We start from the raw sequence: 17741 nt of genomic DNA, 5'->3' as shown, positions 1-17741 counted from the left end.
GGATACCGTCCGCAGGTTATTGTCCCTTTTGGCGCCACTCGATGATCGTCTGTAAAAACAGTTCCGTGCCCCTATCAAAAGCTGGGAGCAAATCGGCATGGTCCGCAGCAAGCCAGCTGTAAACTGAAAGGCTCATGACAGGAACAGCCTGAAATCCGTCGGGGACACCGCCGGTGACCGACAACGAATAGTTATCAAGCAGAATTGCATCCAATCGCCCGTATTGCAGCATCTTCTGCATCATTTCGGGACCGCGCGGAACATGCACGACATTGGGATAATCAGCCAAAAGTGCGTTAGACCACTTCGCCCCCAGCCAAACACCAACGGTTTCATCCTTTAAATCGTCAATTCCCGATATCTTTCCCGACGGTACAACCAGCATTCCGTCCACCAAACCAACACGTATATTTCCCCTTAGGATCGGCCGGTCAACATTTTGCTGAAATCCCTCAAGCTCGGCAAAAACACCGTCGATTTCGCCATGGGACAATGCCTGAGCAACCCTTGCAAGGGGCATGCGCACAGGTTTGACGCATAGCCCTCCCTGTTGCATGGCAGAACGATATGGCTCGATGCCGTCCCCGGTCATCCGGACTTCGGGCATGGCAATAAACAGGCACTTTTCACTGGCGCGGGTTAATGTTGAAAGGCTCAGGATCGAAACCAGAACCAAAACTGTCAGGCCAGACATACGGAAAGTCGCATGCTTGCCGAATTCATGGCAAAACGTGCAAAGGCCGATATTGCGAGGACACATTAATTCATCGTCCCCGGTCCGTGACGGGACACATGATCCGAACAGCAAACAATTTTGACAATCAACATTGGGGGCAGAATCCGCAGCCAGCTTATGAGAACGAGTCTGGCTTCTTAAAGCACTTCCTTGACCTTGGTCGCAAGCTCCTTCAGCGAGAAGGGCTTGGGCAGGAAATGCACGCCGTTTTCTTCGTCAAGTTCGTCGCGATAGGTATCTTCGGCATAGCCCGAAATAAAGATCACGCGTAAATCCGGGCGTTTTTCGCGCAACATACGGATCAGGGTCGGGCCATCAATACCTGGCATCACCACATCGGAAATAACCAGATCGATGGTCTTATCGGTTTTCGCCAGAACTTCAAGCGCGTTATCGCCATTATTGGCTTCAAGCACGTCATAGCCTTTGCCGCGAAGCGCACGCGCACCGAATGTCCGCACCGCGTCCTCGTCTTCAACCAGAAGGATCGCGCCGGTACCGGTCAGATCGCGTGAGGGGGCTTCTTCGGCCACCGCACGGGTTTCGGCCAGTTCTTCTTCGGTCGCCTCGTAATGCGGAAGATAGATCGTAAAGGTCGTGCCGACACCGGGCTCGGACTGGACGGCCACGAAACCACCGGTCTGTTTGACGATCCCGTAAACGGTCGACAGACCAAGGCCTGTGCCCTCGCCCCGCTGCTTGGTCGAAAAGAAGGGTTCGAAAATACGCGTCAGGTTATCCTTGGGAATGCCGATACCGGTATCGGAAACCTCGATCCGAATATAATCCCCCGGCGGGATCAGTTCGGTGCCTGTGTTGCGGGCTTCGTCAACAATCTCGGTGCCGGTCTGAACCGTCAGGGTCCCGCCATTGGCTGCCATGGCATCGCGCGCATTGACAACCAGATTGATGATCACCTGATCAAGCTGCCCCGGATCAACCTTCACCAAACCGATATCGCGACCATGGCTGACCTTCAGATCGATCTTCTCACCAATCAAGCGGCGCAGCAGGTTCGACATTTCCGCCAGCGCATCGGTGATATTGATGATTTTGGGCTGCAATGTCTGACGGCGCGAAAACGCCAGAAGCTGCCGGACAAGATTGGCGGCACGATTGGCGTTCTGTTTGATCTGCATGATGTCGGCGAAGCTTGGGTCACCCGGCCCGTGGCGCGACAACAGCAGATCGCAGAAGCCGATCATCGCAGTCAGCAGGTTATTGAAATCATGCGCAACCCCACCCGCAAGCTGCCCGACCGCCTGCATTTTCTGCGACTGGGCAAATTGTTCCTCAAGGTTCTTTTGTTCGGTCGTATCAAGGAAGTTCAGCAGAAGCGCACCGGCTTCACCCGACCGTCCGGCCACACGTTGCAGGTAAATCTGCGCGGCAACGCCGCGCGAGCCTTGCAAGCGAGCCTCGATCTGGCCGCCTTTGCCCATGCCCATGACGGCCTTGGACAGATAGCGCGCGACCTCGTCGCGGTCTTCCGGCAGGATCAGTTCAAGAATGGAACGACCAATCACCCGTTCATGACGTTGACCCGCCGTTTCGATAAAGGCACGGTTGGCGTCGGTAACCGTGCCCGACATATCAGCCAGAACAATCGAAAGCGGACTGTCATCAAAGAACCAGCGCACCCGACGCTCGGTTTCGGCAAGGGCATGTTCCCATTCATGGGCTGGCATCGGATCGGGGAATACGACGGCCTGGCTTCGAATCGGACCGGTGCCGGGCGCATTGATCGAATGAGTGACAAAGCATTTGATCGGCTCGCCACCTTTGACCTTAAGCTTGACTTCGCCATTCATGCCATCGCCGACGATAAGGTCCGCCAGTTCCAGCGTACCACTGGCAAAATCTTGCGGTTCACCGCCCAACCAGTTTGCCAGACGCCGGTTCAGGTAAAGAATACGACCTTCTTCATCAAGACCGCAAACCCCCACAGGCAGGCGCTCAATCATCTGATCAGCCTGCTCGCTTCCGGCACCATCTGCCATCCGCGAAGCCACCCCGCCGACCGTCATCTCATCGTCGGAACCCGTCACAAACGCGCCAAAGGCAGCAGACTGTTCGGCAACGACAAGCGAACGTCCTGCTTCGGGCATCGCAGATGGATCGATACCGTCAACGGTCCAGAGCATCTGACCGGCGCGCGCATTTGCTGCTGTTACCGAAATCCGAAGGCAGACCGTACCCGCATCATAGGCTTCTTCAACAATGTTTTCTGCCGAAGCATCGTCGACCGCGGTGTCACTGTTTCGTTCGGCATCATCTGCCGCGGTGTCGGAAGGTGCAGCAAGCGCAAGCTGTTCACGCTTTTTGGCTTGCGAAAAATCGACATAAATCTCGCCCGCTTCCCCCCGCATTGCACGTGTCCGCAAATCGGCCAGCTCGGAACTGCCGACGTCCAGATAACTTAACCGTGCCTCAAGGGCGGCAAGCATGTCTTCGCCCGGTTCAATACCAAGCTTGCGGGGGAACGCGGGGTTGGCATAAAGCGTGCGACCATAGGCATCAATCAGGGCAACACCAATATCGGAATGCGACAGGCCACTTAACAGCGGGGCGAGATCATGATCAGCTGATGATCGCCAGCGCGCAGACAGGGAAAGGGCGGCCACCGCGACGATCGCCACCCCAGTGACCATGGACCCAATGATCCACATGATACGCGCATCAAGACCAGCCTTTGCCATGACCTGTAACAGGACATAAACAAAAGCGACAAATGCGACACTTACAGCAAGGATAATTCCCCGAAACAGCACGCGACCGCCTTTAACGCCAATAACTTACAATATTGCTCTATACTTTTAGCTGCTATTGGCCTGACTGGCTACCGGCAAGTTTTACATTAGCTGGAACGCATCATGCACCCTGCGTGGGATCGCGCCCTAGCGCATGATCGCAGCGGCAATTTCCTGCCCCAGATCGGCAATCGCAGCGTTCCGCTCCTCCATTGAGGCGGAAGTATGCGTGATATAGATCGCAACAATCACTGGTTTTCGTTCCGGCGGCCAGATCACAGCAACAATCGCACGCGATCCGAAGCCCCCCGCACCAGTACGGTCCGCAATTTTCCAATCATCGGGTAAACCGGCCCTTAGCAACGGACCACCAACCTGATTTCCCGTCAACCAATCTTCCAAAATCTGTCTGGATTCCAGAGACAGTGCATCACCAAGCAACAAATAGGTAAGCGTGGCACGCATGGCGTTCGGTGTGGTCGTATCGCGCGCATCGCCAGGTGTTGCAGCATTCAAATCGGGTTCGATCCGATCAAGGCGCGTCACATCGTCACCGATATCACGCAAATAAGCCGTCAGCACATCTGGCCCACCCAGCACATCCAGAACAAGGTTCGCCGCTGTATTATCGCTCAGATGCAATGCGGCTTCGCACAGCTCCCCAATCGTCATCCCGCTATCAACATGCTTTTCGGTAATCGGGGAATAAGTGACCAGATCATCTGAGCGGTAAGTAATCCGGCGATCCAGCGTTTCGCTTTCACGGTCTACCTTATGCAGCACCGCCGCACAGGCAAGCAGCTTGAAGGTACTGGTTAACGGAAAACGTTCATCGGCGCGATATTGCCATTCCCGTCCGTTTTCAACATTCAGAATACTGACACCAACCCGCGCATCAAGTCGGGTTTCAACCGTGTGAATGGCATCCAACAGTCGATCATTGGCCGATGCAGCCATTGATATCCCAAACGGAACCATAAAAAATAGAATGGCAGCAGTTGCCAGAACGGCACTTTTAAAGGCAGGCATGTTTTGTCGACTTCCCGGAAACAGAAACAAACAGATAACGAGGCAGGCTGCTTGTCACCGGGATTAACGGCTGAATTTTGGCGCAATAATGTCGAAAGGCCGAATTTGCGATTGGCAGGAGGTCGCGCAGTCAGCCCAGCTTCTTGCCACGCTGGCGGAAAACGAACGAGATGATTTCGGCCACCGCCTTGTAATGTTCCGGCGGGATTTCCTGATCGACTTCCACTGTTGCAAACAGGGCACGCGCAACTGGCGGGTTTTCCATAATGGTCACGTTGTTTTCTTCGGCTACTTCACGGATTTTAAGCGCGATATTGTCCTGACCTTTGGCCACACACATCGGAGCTTCCATCGCATTGATGTCGTATTTAAGCGCCACGGCATAGTGGGTCGGGTTGGTGATCACGACGTCGGCGGTCGGAACGTTCTGCATCATGCGTTGCTGGGCGCGCTGCATCCTGATCTGGCGGACCTTGGCCTTGATTTCCGGGCTGCCCTCAGTCTGTTTATATTCGTCCTTGATCTCCTGCTTGGACATCTTCATCTGTTTATTGAATTCGTACCGCTGATAGGCAAAATCCAGCCCGGCAATCACCGCTGTCAATGAAATGGCCGCGATCATCAGAATGACGATCATGTCGTAAAGCCGTTGCAAAAGTAATTCGATCGGGATTTGCGGGTAGAGTTCGATATCCATTAGCTCGGGAAAGATAACCAATCCCAATACCGCCCCGACCAAGGCGATTTTGAGTATATTTTTTGCGAACTCGACCATGCTCTTCATCGAGAAGAGGTTTTTCAGGCCTTTTAACGGATTGAGTTTCTCAGGCTTTGGTGCAATGCGGTCTACGGCAATAACCAGACCATTTTGCAAGAGATGCCCTGCAGCAGCGAAACAAACCAGTAGCAGAAACGGCAACGCCAGTATGTAAAACATGCCAGTCAAAATTTGCCTGAATAAAGCGGGTATTCCAGCATTGCTAACATCCATCAGATGAGGGTGAGCAATATAGGCAACCGCCATATCGCGAATTGTTTCTGCCATACCAGGAGCGACCATCAGCATGACGAGACCGCCACCAAATAAAAGCATGAAGCTCCCCACTTCCTTCGATACGGGGACTTGGCCTTTCTTTCGGGCGTCTTCAAGCTTTTTACTTGTGGGGTCTTCTGTTTTTTGACTGTCGTCGTCGTCTTCGGCCATCTCAGGTCCTTGACTTTAGCCACCCTGTTGTTGAACAGAGGCAAAGAATTACGGATTTACAAAACTTTCCAATCCGTTTTCATAATAATTAAGAAACACCATCATCATGGTAGGCAAAGCCAGAGCAAACAACAAAAACCCTAATAAAATTTGTGCTGGCATGGCGACGAAAAACACGGGCAATTGCGGCATTAATTTATTGAGCAGTCCGAGTGCGATCTGAAACACGATAGAAACCAAAAGAAACGGCGAAGAGAGCTTAATCGCGATCAAAAAACTTTCGTTAATTGCACGCGCAAAAAATTCACTCATATCACCAGCAGGCAACACTCCGCCGGGTGGGAAAAGAGAGTAACTCTCAAAGATTGCCTGGATCATCAAATGATCCATTCCGGTTGCGAACAGCAAAACCAAGCCAATTTGAGTAACAAAATTGCCGGTAACCGCACTTTGAGCCCCCGAAATCGGATCGTTGGTAAAAGCACTCGCAAGAGATGATGTATAGGCAATAATTGAGCCCGCTATCTGCAAGCTTGCCATCATAACCTGTGCAAACAGGGCAAAAAACAGCCCGATCGTGATTTCGTGAACTAGATAGACGAATGTCGTCAACGCATCCGCAGGCTGCGCTGGAATCAGCGGTGAAGACAAAGGCGAGATCAGGACTGACACCCAAAAAGCGAATAAAAGCCGGGCACGCGCGGGAACCATTCTGGAGCCGATTCCAGGCATAAGGGCGAAAGCCGAGCCAATCCTGGCGAAACTCATCAGGACCACATAGACATTCAAGCTCAAAAAATCGTCGAGATTCATGCGACAGCTTTCGTCACCACATCGCCATACGACGAAACAACTTCTGCAAGGAAAACAGTGCCTTCCTAATTAGGCAAACCAATAAAATGGTCGACCATTCGCCCCATAAACTCCGTCAGCTCGGTCATCATGAAAGGCAGAAGCACCAGTAAAGCGATAAAAATAACCAGAATCTTAGGAACGAAAGTCAGTGTCATCTCTTGAATCTGGGTTAAAGCCTGAAAAAGAGCAATGATCAGACCGACCCCCAACGCGATGAGCATCAACGGAGTCGTCACCTTGATCAACGTCCATACGGCATCATAGGCCACGTCCATGATTTCCGCTTGATCCATAGGGTCTTCCTGCCTCGTCTTCCGTCACGTTACACCATTCATACAGGATAAGGCCGGTGATGGGCCATGATTTCCTGCAATTTCAATTTGATCGCCCCGAAAACAAAAAACCGCACGAAAATCGTGCGGCTTGTCCCAGGCATCCATCCGACAATTCAATCACCGTCAGATCGGCATGCTCAATACGCTTTGATAAGCTTCGACTGCCTTGTCACGGACACTGACCACGGTACGCAGCGTGACTTCGGCCGCCGACACAGCGGTGACCACTTCATGCAGTTCTGCATCGCCAACGATTGCTTTCTGGGTCATCTGTTCGCTGTTCATCATGGTTGCGCGGGCATCAATTGCCGCCCCTTTGACCATGTCGGCAAAACTTTCCCCCGGATTGACCGTCTGACCGTTACCGCCAACACGTTCGGCGACACTTGCGGTTTTGCCGCTTGCAGCGTTCCGGTAGGCAGAAATGGCATCGTTAAAACTGGCAACCATCGGTTCGTATCCTTAAAGCGGCGTTTGCAGACCAGATATTTTTAAACTACTGCAGAATATCAAGGGTCTTGAGCAACATGCTACGCGAAGACTGTATCACATTGAGGTTGGCTTCATAGCTTCTCTGTGCTTCGCGCAAATCCATCATTTCGACCAGTGTTTCAACATTCGGGGTCTGCACATAGCCCTGATCGTTGGCGGCCGGATGGCTTGGTTCGTATTTCATACCAAAATCGGACTTGTCCGTCATGACTTTATTGACCTTGACCAGTTCGACGCCAACTTCGCGATCCATGACATTCTTGAAAGTCAGCAGCTTGCGGCGGTACGGGTCCTGCCCCTGTGCAGTCGGCAGACTGTCGGCGTTGGCAACGTTTTCAGCAGCGATACGAAGGCGGGTACCCTGTGCGCGCATGCCGGCAGCGGAAATTTTAAAAGCTTTGTAAAGTTCCATGATCGCTTATTCCTTCAACGCTGCCAATTAACGCCCCAAGGCCGAAATCATCATTGTTTTGTGCTTGGCATAAAGTTTGGTCATGGTCTGATAATCGACCTGATTTTCGTTCATCTTGACCATCTGTTCTTCAAGGATCACGGCGTTTTTGCCAGGTGCCACTTCATAGTTCTTACGCACTTCCTCGTCCTTGAAGTTCTGCGGTTTGTGCAGCCCCTGGCTGTGACCCGGTGTGGTTGCCTGCATCGCCAGAATGAATTGACGGTCGCGACCAACGGTTTTCGGGTCGAATTTTTTAAGGTCGTCAGGGCGATAATTCGGCGTATCGGAGTTGGCAATATTCTGCGCGATGACTTCCTGACGCTGTGTCAGCCAATCCATCTTTTCTTTCAGATTGGCGAACATGCTGAGTTTGCCGATATCCATTGCCTGCTCCTATTATCGCGCCCCCAGTATTGGGCGGTCCGGTAAAGCCGAAGTTAACGCATGGCCCGGATCGAGACCGAGATTATGAGAAAGGCGTTTTTTTTGCCGCCCGGCCCAATGCTGGAACCTACTTTGCATATACCGTGCCAAATGTCGGAAAATCGTTAAATTACAATGTCAGGCTTAGCTATGATTGGTGGCACTGGACCGCGGCGAACAAAGCGGGCATATTGTGTCGCGTCTGGTGAACTTCTTTCGCCATCTATCGAAACCGGGACATTTCATGCTCTATCTCACGCGAAAAGTTGGCGACTCCGTTGTTATTGACGACAACATCGAAGTTACCGTCGTTGAGGTTCGCGGCAAAACCGTGAAGCTGGGCTTCACCTTTCCCGAGGATGTGCAGGTCCTGCGTCGCGAACTTTATGATCGCATTCAGGAAGAAAATCGCTCGGCTTCGGCAAGTGCGGATCTTGTGCATCAGTTGGGCCAGGTGGCCAATGCGGTTGCCGACAATATGAAAAACAGTCCTGACGCTGACAAAGACGACGGTAAAGACTGATTTTCCGGTCGCGCGATCTACCGGCAAGAGCCGGGGAAGCAAGACCACCGACATACGACAGGCACTATCGTCATCCTCCTGGCAGGTAGCCGGGATATTGACCCTCTGCATACAAGCCCCCAATGCGTCCTTTGCATTACGGCCCCTCGACATTTACCCTGCTGATCATCGGCGCAACGTTTTGTTGACCATCTTCAAGCTATGGTCGAAGCTTGCTAAGGTAATAAGAGTCAATCAAGACGCTGGATTTTGGCGGGATGGGCAAGAATGACCGGTAACCGACCCAAGGTCGACATCACCGATCCGCGCGAAATTGGTACGGAAAATCTTGCCGCGCCCGGTTCCGGCGATCAGAAAGCTGTGGCGTTACACTATGCGCATGGCCGGGATAACGCCCCGATATTAAGCGCAAAGGGCGAAGGCAGTGTTGCGGAACAAATCTTGCAACTGGCTTTTGCCAACGGGATCAAAGTCCGAAAAGACAGCGATCTTGCCGAAATTCTGATGGCCGTCGACGTCGACAGCGAAATTCCGCTCGAAGCGTTTGCCGCTGTCGCCGAAATTCTGAACTACATATACCGTATCAACCGGATTTACGGTGATCCGGCCAAGAAGCGGTCGACAACATCGAATATCGATCAGGTGTCGGCAACCAGTTTTGCAGATCTCAACCGGGAAAATCCAAATGAGCCCTGAACAATTCAAACCCGACCAGTTCAAGAAAGATCTCAAACGGGTATTGTCTCTGATCACTGCCAGCCAACGATTTGTTGATGACGGCAAAGTGGTCGAACTCAATACACTCGAAACCAAGATTTCCGATCTTTGCGTTCAGGCCCGTGCCATGAACAGCGAACAGCGTCGCGAAGTCGCCCCACTTCTGGCGGCACTAACCGACGATCTCGCGCGTCTGGAAACCACAATGCACAAGGAATATTCCGAACTGCAACGCCAGTTGCGCGGTCTTAGCAACAATGCACAGGCAACCAACGCCTATGCCAATGCTGCCCGCACCACCCGCTAAGCAACACAAGTTCCGCCGTTCCGTGGTTTGCTATCTGATCGCGGAACTGCATGGTGACTTGCCTGCCGGGGCCGTGCACGGTAAACAGAACAGGTTCCGGTTGACTGAATCGGGCTATGCAACAGGTTCGTCGCGGGGAAGGTAACCTGATGGAATTTAGCGCTTATTTCCGATTTGTGGCTGCTCTGGTTTTTGTGCTGGGCATGATCGGGGTTTTGGCGCTGGTGGCACGGCGTTTTATCCCCGGTGCGCGCAACATCAACCGCCGCAGCAAGGAACGCCGACTTTCCATCGTGGAAGTCGTTCCTGTTGATACAAAAAGACGTCTGGTTCTTTTTAAACGCGACGACACGGAACATCTGGTACTGCTGGGGCCGTCCGGCGATTGCGTGATCGAACGCAATATCGGCACCCATTTTTCCGAAGTTCTCAGCGACGATATCCGCATTCACAGTGACGACGGCCTGCCGGATGCATCACCAATCGATACCCCGCCGACAAAGACCAACGGGAAACAACCCGCATGACCATCGCGCTCATTTCGCATTCCCGACAGGATCGAACCAAACAGAAGCATCAAGCGCGTAACGGTTACGTGCCGCGCTGGCTGGTTCTGATCGCGATCTGGTCGCTGGTGCCATTGATTGCCATCGGATTTGGTGGTGATACCGTTCACGCGCAGACATTCAATTTCGACCTTGGGGATGGTCCGGGCGTAACGTCGTCTGGCCGGATGATCCAGCTTATCGGTCTGCTCACGGTGCTTAGCCTTGCACCCGCTATCCTGATGATGGTGACATCCTTTACCCGGATTGTTGTGGTTCTCAGCCTGCTGCGTACTGCCCTTGGCATTCAGCAATCGCCGCCCAATCAGGTCATGGTGAGTCTGGCGCTGTTTCTGACGTTATTCATCATGATGCCAACGATGGAGCGGGTCTGGGACGAAGGCCTGCAACCGATGATCAACGGCGATATCGACGAATTTGAAGGCATGGAAAGATCGGTGCGACCGGTTCATGACTTCATGATGACGCAGGTCCGCGACCGCGACCTTGAACTGTTCGTCAATCTTGCAAATGTCGAAGTCACCGGACCAGAAACCATTCCGCTGCGGGCTCTGATCCCGGCTTTCATGATCAGTGAACTCCGCCGTGCGTTTGAAATCGGCTTCCTGCTGTTTATCCCGTTCCTGATCATCGACATGGTGGTTGCCAGTATCCTGATGTCGATGGGTATGATGATGCTGCCGCCGGTCATCATCTCATTACCCTTCAAGCTGATATTCTTTGTGATGGTCGATGGATGGTATCTGATATCGGGGTCACTGGTCGAAAGTTTTGGCGGGTAGCCAGCATTTACGAGAACACCAAAATAAAAGCCACCTTGCAGAAGCAGGAGGCTTTTTGATTATGACTTGGACCTGCGTCAGGCAGAGCGCTTACCCGTCTTGAAAACGTTCTTTTCAAGTGGCTTCAGACCAAAGCTGCCACGGCGCGGTGCAGGGTTATCCGCAACGTAGCGGTCCGCCTGCTGGCGTTCACGTTCATTCATGCGCGCACGCACCGCTTCCATTTCACGGTAAGCCTGGCTTCCTGCCGAGGGTGCTGACATCCGCAGCCAGTAATAAGCCATGATGTTGTCCTGATCGACACCACTGCCAATCGCATAAAGCCGCCCCAAAGCCGCCTGCCCGTTAGCCGAGCCCTTACGTGCGGCACGTTCATACCAGCTTGCCGAACGGGCCATATCAACCGGCACACCAAGACCATGTTCATACATCACACCGATCAGGTGATAACCGCCCGGGTGGCTAAGTTCAGCAAGGTCCATGGCAAGATCAAGTGCCGCAGCATAATCCGGCTCACGATGGGCAACGCCAAAGATCAATATCTGTGTCATCTGGTATTTGGCAGAAATATCGCCCTGATCACACGCGTTCATCAACATGGTCCAGCCACGATTAAACAGCTTCAGATCCGACGAATGACAGAAATACATGGCGAGATTGGCCTGAGCATAGGTATCGCCCTCGTTCGCGGCCATTTCAAACCAGCTGATGCTTTCGGCAATATTGCGTTCCGCACCCAGCCCGACGCCAAGCGCATAACCAAGTGCTGATGCCGCCTCGACGCTGCCGGCACGTGCCGCGCGCAGGTTATATTCAAACGATTTCGACGGATCGCGTCTTACCCCGCGTCCTTCAAGATAGAGATAAGCCAGAACACTTGCCGCGGAGGGATCATTCTGCTCGCTCGCGCGGTGGAGATATTCAACCGCCATCTCGTCACTCTGATCAACCCCCCATCCATTGAGGTAGCAGACCCCAAGGTTATAAAGGGCAGCGATCGAACCGTTTTCCGAAGCCTGTTCAAACCATTCGGCAGCTGTTTCCGGGTTTTCAGGAACCCCAAGCCCCTTGGCATAAAGATAACCAAGATTGTTGGCCGAAATACCTTCACCACCCAGTGCCTCTTCGCGGAACCAGTATGCCGCTTCGCGGTACCACTGTTCGCCTTCGCCCTGATCCTCGGCCACACCGATTCCCTTGGAACGCATGAAGCCATAGCAAATGGCAGCAAAGGCACGGCTTTGACGGTGAATCTGATCAAGAATTTTGCGGGTGGCACCCTCGTCGCGCGGCATACCAACGCCGCGAAAATGCCTCAGCGCAAGCGAAAGCTGCGCGAAAATATCACGCTCAACCTTCGCGTCATCGTAATAGACCATTTTAAGTGCACGATCCATCACAGCACTGCTTCCACCAAATAGGACAAGACCCGACTTCCGAACCTTACAGATACAGAAAGCCAATCAAAACACTAATATCACTATTAGTTTATAGCACTAAGCTGTGACTTTTCCAACTGATCACGATAATTGCCCAGAAATCCTTGGAAACTCTCGACTTCATCAACCTTGTTTGCCAACGTGCGATAGTCGATCAAGCCCTGAGACGGACTGGAGGTGATCAGGCTGAAGGCTTCGGCATACGGACTTTGCGCCATAACAATTCCATAGCGCCGCTTCAACATATTAAGCGTGCGTTCCTGCCCGCCCATCGCCAGATTGACGGCCCAGTTCAGGACATAGCGGGCCCGTTCGTCACCAAAATTCTCAATGACATTGCCCTGATCCTCGCCCACAAGGCGCTGGAAGGTTTCAGCCGCAGAGAGATAGTCGCGGGTATCCCGGTAATATTCGACACGCAAAAGCTCGGCATCCTTGGACAGGTCACCTTCAAGCGATGCCATGGCTTCGGCCCCGCGGTCGGTATCGAGGAGCGCGCGCGCGCGCAGGTGACGGCGCTGAGTTTCCAATTCACTGGATACCCCGGGAACATCGCTGTTATCAAGTACGCGAATGGATTCTTCGGGCTTGTTATCAAGCAGATATACCAACGCCAGACGTGCACCGACGCGTGCCTTTTCGGTGCCTGTCAGGCGGAAATCGACCTGATGTTCCAGAAGAGCTTCGGCACGATCGAACAATTCAACGTCAACCATGCGGTCAGCCAAACGACGAATAAGCTCATCGCCCTTTTCTCCGGCCGGGGTCAGTTCGCGGAACTCGTCATACAGCGCGACAGCCTTGATAGCCGAGATGTTGTTGATCTCGTCGCCAAGGTAAATTGATTCGAACGTGTTATGCATCAGATCGGTGACTTCGGTCGCCGACGGGCTGTTGGGGAAGAAGATCGCCGCCTGACGCAGGGTATTAAGGCCTTCACGATATTGCTTGTTCTTGATCTGCAATTCGCCAAGTCTGCGCAGCAATGCCATCTCAAACCCATCGCCACGCCATGCAAAACGCAGTTTTTCAAGCTGCTCGATCGCATCATCAAGTGTCAGCCGTTCAAGCCGCATCAAAAGCTCGGTGCGGTCAAATATTGCGTGCGCCCGCGCTTTGCGATTACTGCCCTCGGCAACCTCATCCCAGGTTGCGATAGCCTGTTCAAATTCGCCTGCCTCTTCTTCGAAAATGCCCTTCAGATACTCGACATCCTTGATCTTGCTCGGGTTGATCCCCTTGGTCACAAGCATCTTCTCGATCAGGTCCATACCCGCGTCCGGATTACCAACGATCAGGGCCTGCTCCGCGGCAAGTGGCCCCAGCCGCGACAATAATTCTGGCGGATAGTTATCAAGGATATGAACGCTTTCAAGCAGATCACGCGCCCCGTCATTCGGACGACCACGCGCAGCAAATGTCACTGCACGCCACAACTGCATTTCGGGAATGGCACGCAGGCGCTCATCCTCCAGAAGGCGGGCCGCCTCGTCATATTCGCGATCAAGAAACTTGATTGCTGCCTTAAGTGCACGGAACTGCAATTTCTGGGCAATCAGCGGGTCGTCATCTTCCATTGTCGAGGCAACCGCGTCTGCTTCGGGGCCAAGCCCGTTTGCCAGGTAATATTGCGCCAGTTCAAGACGTGCCTTGTTCCGATGCTCATCACCGCTTTCGGCCAGATCGCGACGCAACTGATGAATTGCCTTGCTATAGTTATCAAGCCCACCGCTACGCCAATCATCCAGTTCGAAAATCAAACCTTCGCGGCCATCCCCCGCACGTGCGCGCACCCCTGTCGCCGATGCCAGAAGGCGTGCCCCCTCGGGCGAGATATTCAAACCGTCGGCAGCCGTCACCACAACCGCCTTTCCATCATCCCGGTTCGTGACCTGTACACTTTCGTTAACCGGTGCGACGACAACGCCCTGCACCGACGGAAGAACTTCAAAATCCGGATACCGCAACGCTGTCTCGATGCCATACCCCATTTCCCGTGTTGGCACGACGCGAAGCGAATCACCGACTTCCGGGTCTTCAATCGGAATTGTAGGGCTGATATTGATCAACGGCACAACAAGGCGGGCGCGAGTTTGATTATCGAGCTCAATAGAAGGTCCCAGCCGTTCGATCGGCTGCATGGAGCCCTGCTGCAAGGTTACATCCCAGTCACCATTTTCTGATGGTGTGCTGTAAAGCCCCACACCGTCAGGGATGGTCATGCGCAATACCGTCGCATAAGGACTGTCGATCTGCTCGATCACTCCGATGATCTGGGCGGCATTCTGACGCACGGCATCCAGATCAAGGTTCGCGCGAACATCAAAAACCATCCAAAGGAAGCCGGCACGCGACCATATTGCAGCCCCCCCCGGACGGTTGAACGGGAAGCCCAGTGTCAGTTTGGTTGCATCCTGGGCGACTGTCACCGCAAGATTGCCAATACTTTCGCGTGCTGGCGCAACAGCATCTGGCGAAATCGGAATATCGGGTTTTTCCGCCAAACCACGTGCAATCGGATCATTCACGGGGGACGACGGGCTCCCCCCCGCAGCCTCAGCAACACCGGGCGTTTCCACAGTTGTTTGCGACGGCACTTCTGGTGCGGCAGGCGCAGTAGGTGCGGGGCTTGGGGATGGCGTGCGTCTGGCTGCCGTGGTCGGCGGCGCAGCGGCTCTCGATGCACTGGAATCGGCAGGGTCGCCCTGGACTCCCATCAGATCAACAACAACCTTGTTGCCTGAACGGAAATGACGCAACGCGCGCGGCGGATTTGTCGCGATCTCAACAGATAAAGGATCTGTTGCACTTTGGCGCAACGTGACACCTTCCGGCAACCGACGCGTTACACCAGTAGCATCGATGCGGGCAGGGCTGGTGAAGGCCAATATCTGATTACCCTGATCGCCATTCAACACATAATCCGTGCGGGTGGGCCAATCAAAAACCAGACGGTAGAATGTCGGGTGCCGCCCAACCCGAATTTCAAGCTCCGGCGCGGTGGCGGCAGGTGTAACAACTGCAGGTACAGACGCAGTATCCGGCCGGGTTTGAGGTGTTGGGAATGGTTCGGACGCAACTTCCCCTTGTGGGTTTGGTGCAGGACGCGGCGGCGTTGGCGCGGGTGACGCGGATTGCACAGGAGCAGGTGCGAGAGCCGGTTTATCCAGAATATCAAGGACGACATTGGTGCCGACATTGAAAACACGGGCTTCGAAATCGTCTCGTAGGACGAAGGCGACCGTACGTCCGTCCGGATCAAAAAAACCATCGCTGACATAATCGGATACGGGGCCAAGAACACCGCGCATGGAAGCAACCAGCGGCTGGTCAAAACGCACAACAAGTTGGTCACCGATGATTTCAGCGGTGTAATTGACGGGCTTGTTCCATTGCAGAACGATACGTCCATAGCCACTATGTGCGCCCGAGCGGATGATCACGGGATCTGCCGCCTGAGCGAGTGCGGGGCGCATTCCGGTAACTGGCAATACTGCCAGACTGGCTACCACAATCACGGCAGCCAGCAGGAAACGCGCTACGACCAAAAGCATTCTTACGAACCTCCGATCCCGCTTCCGCTATGGGGTTCAATAACAATGTCGACCCGACGAGCCATTGTGAAACGTGTCTGCTCGTCTGCCATAACCGGAAGCTGGTCGTATCTTGATGCCGCAAATCCGTAAATATTTATGTAATCTGTATAGCCGGATCTTTTAAGTTCGTTGGCAACGGCAGCAGCACGGGCAAGGGAGAGCTCCCAGTTCGAAGCATAAAGTCCGCGACCGCTGAGCGGGCGCGGGTCAGTATGCCCCTGCACACCAATCCGGTTCCCGATATTCCCAAGTACTCCGCCAAGTACAAACAGCGCCTTGCGGGCCTGATCCGTCATCTCGGAACTGCCACTGAAAAACAGGATGTCCCCGGGTAACGAAATCACAAGCTTATCTGCTTCACGGCTCAGCGTGGCATCACCCAGTACATCGTTGTCATCAATGGCGTCATCGATCACAGCGCTCAGGTAATCAAGATTCATCGCGGGCTTGCGATAAACACGCGGGATATTAAGCTGCGCAACGGGCTCATCGCTTTCTTCAACCGGTGACGGTTTTATTGACTGGGACAAAGAATCAACAACCTCGTCCCAACGGTCAATCTTGACCTTTGACATTGCAAACAGCATCACGAAGAAAGTCAGCAGAAGCGAAATAAGATCCGCAAGGCTGAGCATCCATGGCGGCGGCCCTTTGGGGCCATCATCGCGCTTTGGTTCATCCATCAGCCGTTCCCCCCGGATTGCGGAGCCAAGGGAATCGGTGCGTTTATCCCTGGCTGGCCTGCGCCGGGCAATGGAATAAGCATTTTTCCACCGCCAGCGTTACCCGAACCATTTGACGCAGGTGCCGGTATCGCGCCATTGCTGGTGCCGCCTGCGTTGGCTGGTGTCGTGACCGGTGCTGGCGGCTCTTTGGGACCGAAATTCCAGAAGAAACGGAAAGTAACGATAAAAGGATCAGCCCCCGGATCGATGCCAACATAAAGATTTTTATCTGGGGCCCCGCGATCAATAAGGTCGCGGGCGAATGCCCCCGCCCGACCGATCTGAAGGTTGTTTGCAATCTCGACAGTGCCTTTTGAACCGACCTCGCTGCCCATGACCATTTCCATCTCGTAGGACGCATAACCACTGTCATCGGCCAGCACTTCCGCGAGCTGATCCATGAATTCGCCTTGACGGTCCCTGATTAGAATCGAGTTGGGTTCAAACAACTGGTCGACATGCATGATGACTTCCATCAGCGTGCCCGGCTGTATCACCTGGACGCGCACGACCTTGATCGCTGTCTGAAATAATGATCCCAGCTTGTCCTGGGTATCTTCGGCCGAAACCACCGGTCCCTCGATCGAGGTTACCGTTTGCAGACTGGTGGTTGGCGGCAGAATGGCCGCAAACGCGGAAGACAGACTTTCCTGTACTTCGCGGGTTTTGACTTCTTCGAATGTCGAAATCGTATTCAGAAGGATGAAGAATGCCAGAAGCAGGAGATAGAGGGCGAGGAACAGTGCTACGGCACCGTTTGCGGGCGGGCTTGGTGGTCTTGGTCCGTCGTCCTCTATTTCCGCCATAA

Annotated in this window: 18 protein-coding genes; 5 read left to right on the top strand and 13 right to left on the bottom strand. The window is 53.6% G+C overall.

Annotated features, from left to right (window positions below):
* Positions 1-16: 16 nt before the first annotated feature.
* The 9 genes from SMB34_RS11800 to flgB form a co-directional block, all read right to left on the bottom strand.
* Entirely contained in the window at positions 17-592 is a 576-nt protein-coding gene (locus SMB34_RS11800; RefSeq protein ID WP_139328248.1) for a type 2 periplasmic-binding domain-containing protein, read from the bottom strand.
* A 281-nt stretch (positions 593-873) separates the two neighbouring features.
* Positions 874-3507, bottom strand: a complete 2634-nt coding sequence (locus tag SMB34_RS11795) for a hybrid sensor histidine kinase/response regulator (RefSeq protein WP_037990325.1) — start codon at positions 3505-3507, stop codon at positions 874-876.
* 126 nt (positions 3508-3633) lie between these two features.
* On the bottom strand, positions 3634-4464 hold the full coding sequence (bla, locus tag SMB34_RS11790; RefSeq protein WP_205618046.1) for a class A beta-lactamase: 831 nt from the start codon (positions 4462-4464) through the stop codon (positions 3634-3636).
* Between the two features lie 181 nt (positions 4465-4645).
* Complete coding sequence (gene flhB / locus SMB34_RS11785; protein WP_037990321.1) at positions 4646-5719, bottom strand: flagellar biosynthesis protein FlhB; 1074 nt, start codon at positions 5717-5719, stop codon at positions 4646-4648.
* Positions 5720-5767: 48 nt separating this feature from the next.
* A complete protein-coding gene (fliR, locus tag SMB34_RS11780; protein ID WP_037990320.1) occupies positions 5768-6532 on the bottom strand; it encodes a flagellar biosynthetic protein FliR in 765 nt (254 codons plus the stop codon).
* A 65-nt stretch (positions 6533-6597) separates the two neighbouring features.
* Entirely contained in the window at positions 6598-6867 is a 270-nt protein-coding gene (gene fliQ / locus SMB34_RS11775) for a flagellar biosynthesis protein FliQ (protein WP_007090577.1), read from the bottom strand.
* Between the two features lie 165 nt (positions 6868-7032).
* Complete coding sequence (fliE, locus tag SMB34_RS11770; protein ID WP_007090578.1) at positions 7033-7359, bottom strand: flagellar hook-basal body complex protein FliE; 327 nt, start codon at positions 7357-7359, stop codon at positions 7033-7035.
* Positions 7360-7405: 46 nt separating this feature from the next.
* Positions 7406-7813, bottom strand: a complete 408-nt coding sequence (flgC, locus tag SMB34_RS11765; protein WP_007090579.1) for a flagellar basal body rod protein FlgC — start codon at positions 7811-7813, stop codon at positions 7406-7408.
* 27 nt (positions 7814-7840) lie between these two features.
* Positions 7841-8239: a flagellar basal body rod protein FlgB gene (gene flgB / locus SMB34_RS11760; RefSeq protein WP_007090580.1), complete on the bottom strand. Its 399-nt coding sequence runs from the start codon at positions 8237-8239 to the stop codon at positions 7841-7843.
* Between the two features lie 283 nt (positions 8240-8522).
* On the opposite strand from flgB, the gene csrA reads away from it, so the two are divergent.
* The 5 genes from csrA (at position 8523) to fliP (ending at position 11173) form a co-directional block, all read left to right on the top strand.
* A complete protein-coding gene (gene csrA / locus SMB34_RS11755; RefSeq protein WP_051682268.1) occupies positions 8523-8801 on the top strand; it encodes a carbon storage regulator CsrA in 279 nt (92 codons plus the stop codon).
* Positions 8802-9068: 267 nt separating this feature from the next.
* The gene (locus tag SMB34_RS11750) at positions 9069-9497 is read left to right on the top strand and encodes an EscU/YscU/HrcU family type III secretion system export apparatus switch protein (RefSeq protein ID WP_037990319.1); all 429 of its coding nucleotides are present in this window, start codon (positions 9069-9071) and stop codon (positions 9495-9497) included.
* Positions 9487-9825 (top strand): flagellar protein FliT, encoded by a 339-nt coding sequence (gene fliT / locus SMB34_RS11745; protein ID WP_037990317.1) that lies wholly within the window; start codon positions 9487-9489, stop codon positions 9823-9825. The genes SMB34_RS11750 and fliT overlap by 11 nt, the downstream gene beginning before the upstream one ends.
* Before the next feature lie 149 nt (positions 9826-9974).
* Complete coding sequence (locus tag SMB34_RS11740) at positions 9975-10352, top strand: FliO/MopB family protein (RefSeq protein ID WP_037990338.1); 378 nt, start codon at positions 9975-9977, stop codon at positions 10350-10352.
* Positions 10349-11173 (top strand): flagellar type III secretion system pore protein FliP, encoded by an 825-nt coding sequence (gene fliP / locus SMB34_RS11735; protein WP_007090585.1) that lies wholly within the window; start codon positions 10349-10351, stop codon positions 11171-11173. Before SMB34_RS11740 ends, fliP begins: the two co-directional genes overlap by 4 nt.
* 77 nt (positions 11174-11250) lie before the next feature.
* On the opposite strand, the gene SMB34_RS11730 is transcribed toward fliP, so the two are convergent.
* The 4 genes from SMB34_RS11730 to SMB34_RS11715 all read right to left on the bottom strand — a co-directional run bounded on the left by SMB34_RS11730 (position 11251) and on the right by SMB34_RS11715 (position 17739).
* Complete coding sequence (locus SMB34_RS11730) at positions 11251-12570, bottom strand: SEL1-like repeat protein (protein ID WP_037990314.1); 1320 nt, start codon at positions 12568-12570, stop codon at positions 11251-11253.
* 86 nt (positions 12571-12656) lie between these two features.
* The gene (locus SMB34_RS11725) at positions 12657-16166 is read right to left on the bottom strand and encodes a tetratricopeptide repeat protein (protein WP_037990312.1); all 3510 of its coding nucleotides are present in this window, start codon (positions 16164-16166) and stop codon (positions 12657-12659) included.
* 2 nt (positions 16167-16168) lie between these two features.
* A complete protein-coding gene (locus tag SMB34_RS11720; protein ID WP_037990309.1) occupies positions 16169-16891 on the bottom strand; it encodes an OmpA/MotB family protein in 723 nt (240 codons plus the stop codon).
* Positions 16891-17739, bottom strand: coding sequence for a flagellar motor protein MotB (locus tag SMB34_RS11715; RefSeq protein ID WP_007092343.1), 849 nt, complete (start codon positions 17737-17739; stop codon positions 16891-16893). Before SMB34_RS11715 ends, SMB34_RS11720 begins: the two co-directional genes overlap by 1 nt.
* Positions 17740-17741 lie beyond the last annotated feature (2 nt).

This window comes from Thalassospira permensis NBRC 106175, assembly GCF_000714555.1.
GTDB lineage: Bacteria > Pseudomonadota > Alphaproteobacteria > Rhodospirillales > Thalassospiraceae > Thalassospira > Thalassospira xiamenensis.
Note: the sequence above shows the minus strand (reverse complement) of the source record. Positions and strands in the feature narration are given on the sequence as shown.

Bases quoted from the DNA above. Each gene is read 5' to 3' on its own strand.
- fliT (WP_037990317.1), top strand. From the start codon at position 9,487: ATGAGCCCTGAACAATTCAAACCCGACCAGTTCAAGAAAGATCTCAAA.
- bla (WP_205618046.1), bottom strand. From the start codon at position 4,464: ATGGTTCCGTTTGGGATATCAATGGCTGCATCGGCCAATGATCGACTG.
- SMB34_RS11750 (WP_037990319.1), top strand. From the start codon at position 9,069: ATGACCGGTAACCGACCCAAGGTCGACATCACCGATCCGCGCGAAATT.
- fliQ (WP_007090577.1), bottom strand. From the start codon at position 6,867: ATGGATCAAGCGGAAATCATGGACGTGGCCTATGATGCCGTATGGACG.
- SMB34_RS11725 (WP_037990312.1), bottom strand. From the start codon at position 16,166: ATGCTTTTGGTCGTAGCGCGTTTCCTGCTGGCTGCCGTGATTGTGGTA.
- SMB34_RS11740 (WP_037990338.1), top strand. From the start codon at position 9,975: ATGGAATTTAGCGCTTATTTCCGATTTGTGGCTGCTCTGGTTTTTGTG.
- SMB34_RS11715 (WP_007092343.1), bottom strand. From the start codon at position 17,739: ATGGCGGAAATAGAGGACGACGGACCAAGACCACCAAGCCCGCCCGCA.
- SMB34_RS11800 (WP_139328248.1), bottom strand. From the start codon at position 592: ATGACCGGGGACGGCATCGAGCCATATCGTTCTGCCATGCAACAGGGA.
- fliP (WP_007090585.1), top strand. From the start codon at position 10,349: ATGACCATCGCGCTCATTTCGCATTCCCGACAGGATCGAACCAAACAG.
- flgB (WP_007090580.1), bottom strand. From the start codon at position 8,239: ATGGATATCGGCAAACTCAGCATGTTCGCCAATCTGAAAGAAAAGATG.
- csrA (WP_051682268.1), top strand. From the start codon at position 8,523: ATGCTCTATCTCACGCGAAAAGTTGGCGACTCCGTTGTTATTGACGAC.
- fliE (WP_007090578.1), bottom strand. From the start codon at position 7,359: ATGGTTGCCAGTTTTAACGATGCCATTTCTGCCTACCGGAACGCTGCA.
- SMB34_RS11720 (WP_037990309.1), bottom strand. From the start codon at position 16,891: ATGGATGAACCAAAGCGCGATGATGGCCCCAAAGGGCCGCCGCCATGG.
- flhB (WP_037990321.1), bottom strand. From the start codon at position 5,719: ATGGCCGAAGACGACGACGACAGTCAAAAAACAGAAGACCCCACAAGT.
- fliR (WP_037990320.1), bottom strand. From the start codon at position 6,532: ATGAATCTCGACGATTTTTTGAGCTTGAATGTCTATGTGGTCCTGATG.
- SMB34_RS11730 (WP_037990314.1), bottom strand. From the start codon at position 12,570: ATGGATCGTGCACTTAAAATGGTCTATTACGATGACGCGAAGGTTGAG.
- flgC (WP_007090579.1), bottom strand. From the start codon at position 7,813: ATGGAACTTTACAAAGCTTTTAAAATTTCCGCTGCCGGCATGCGCGCA.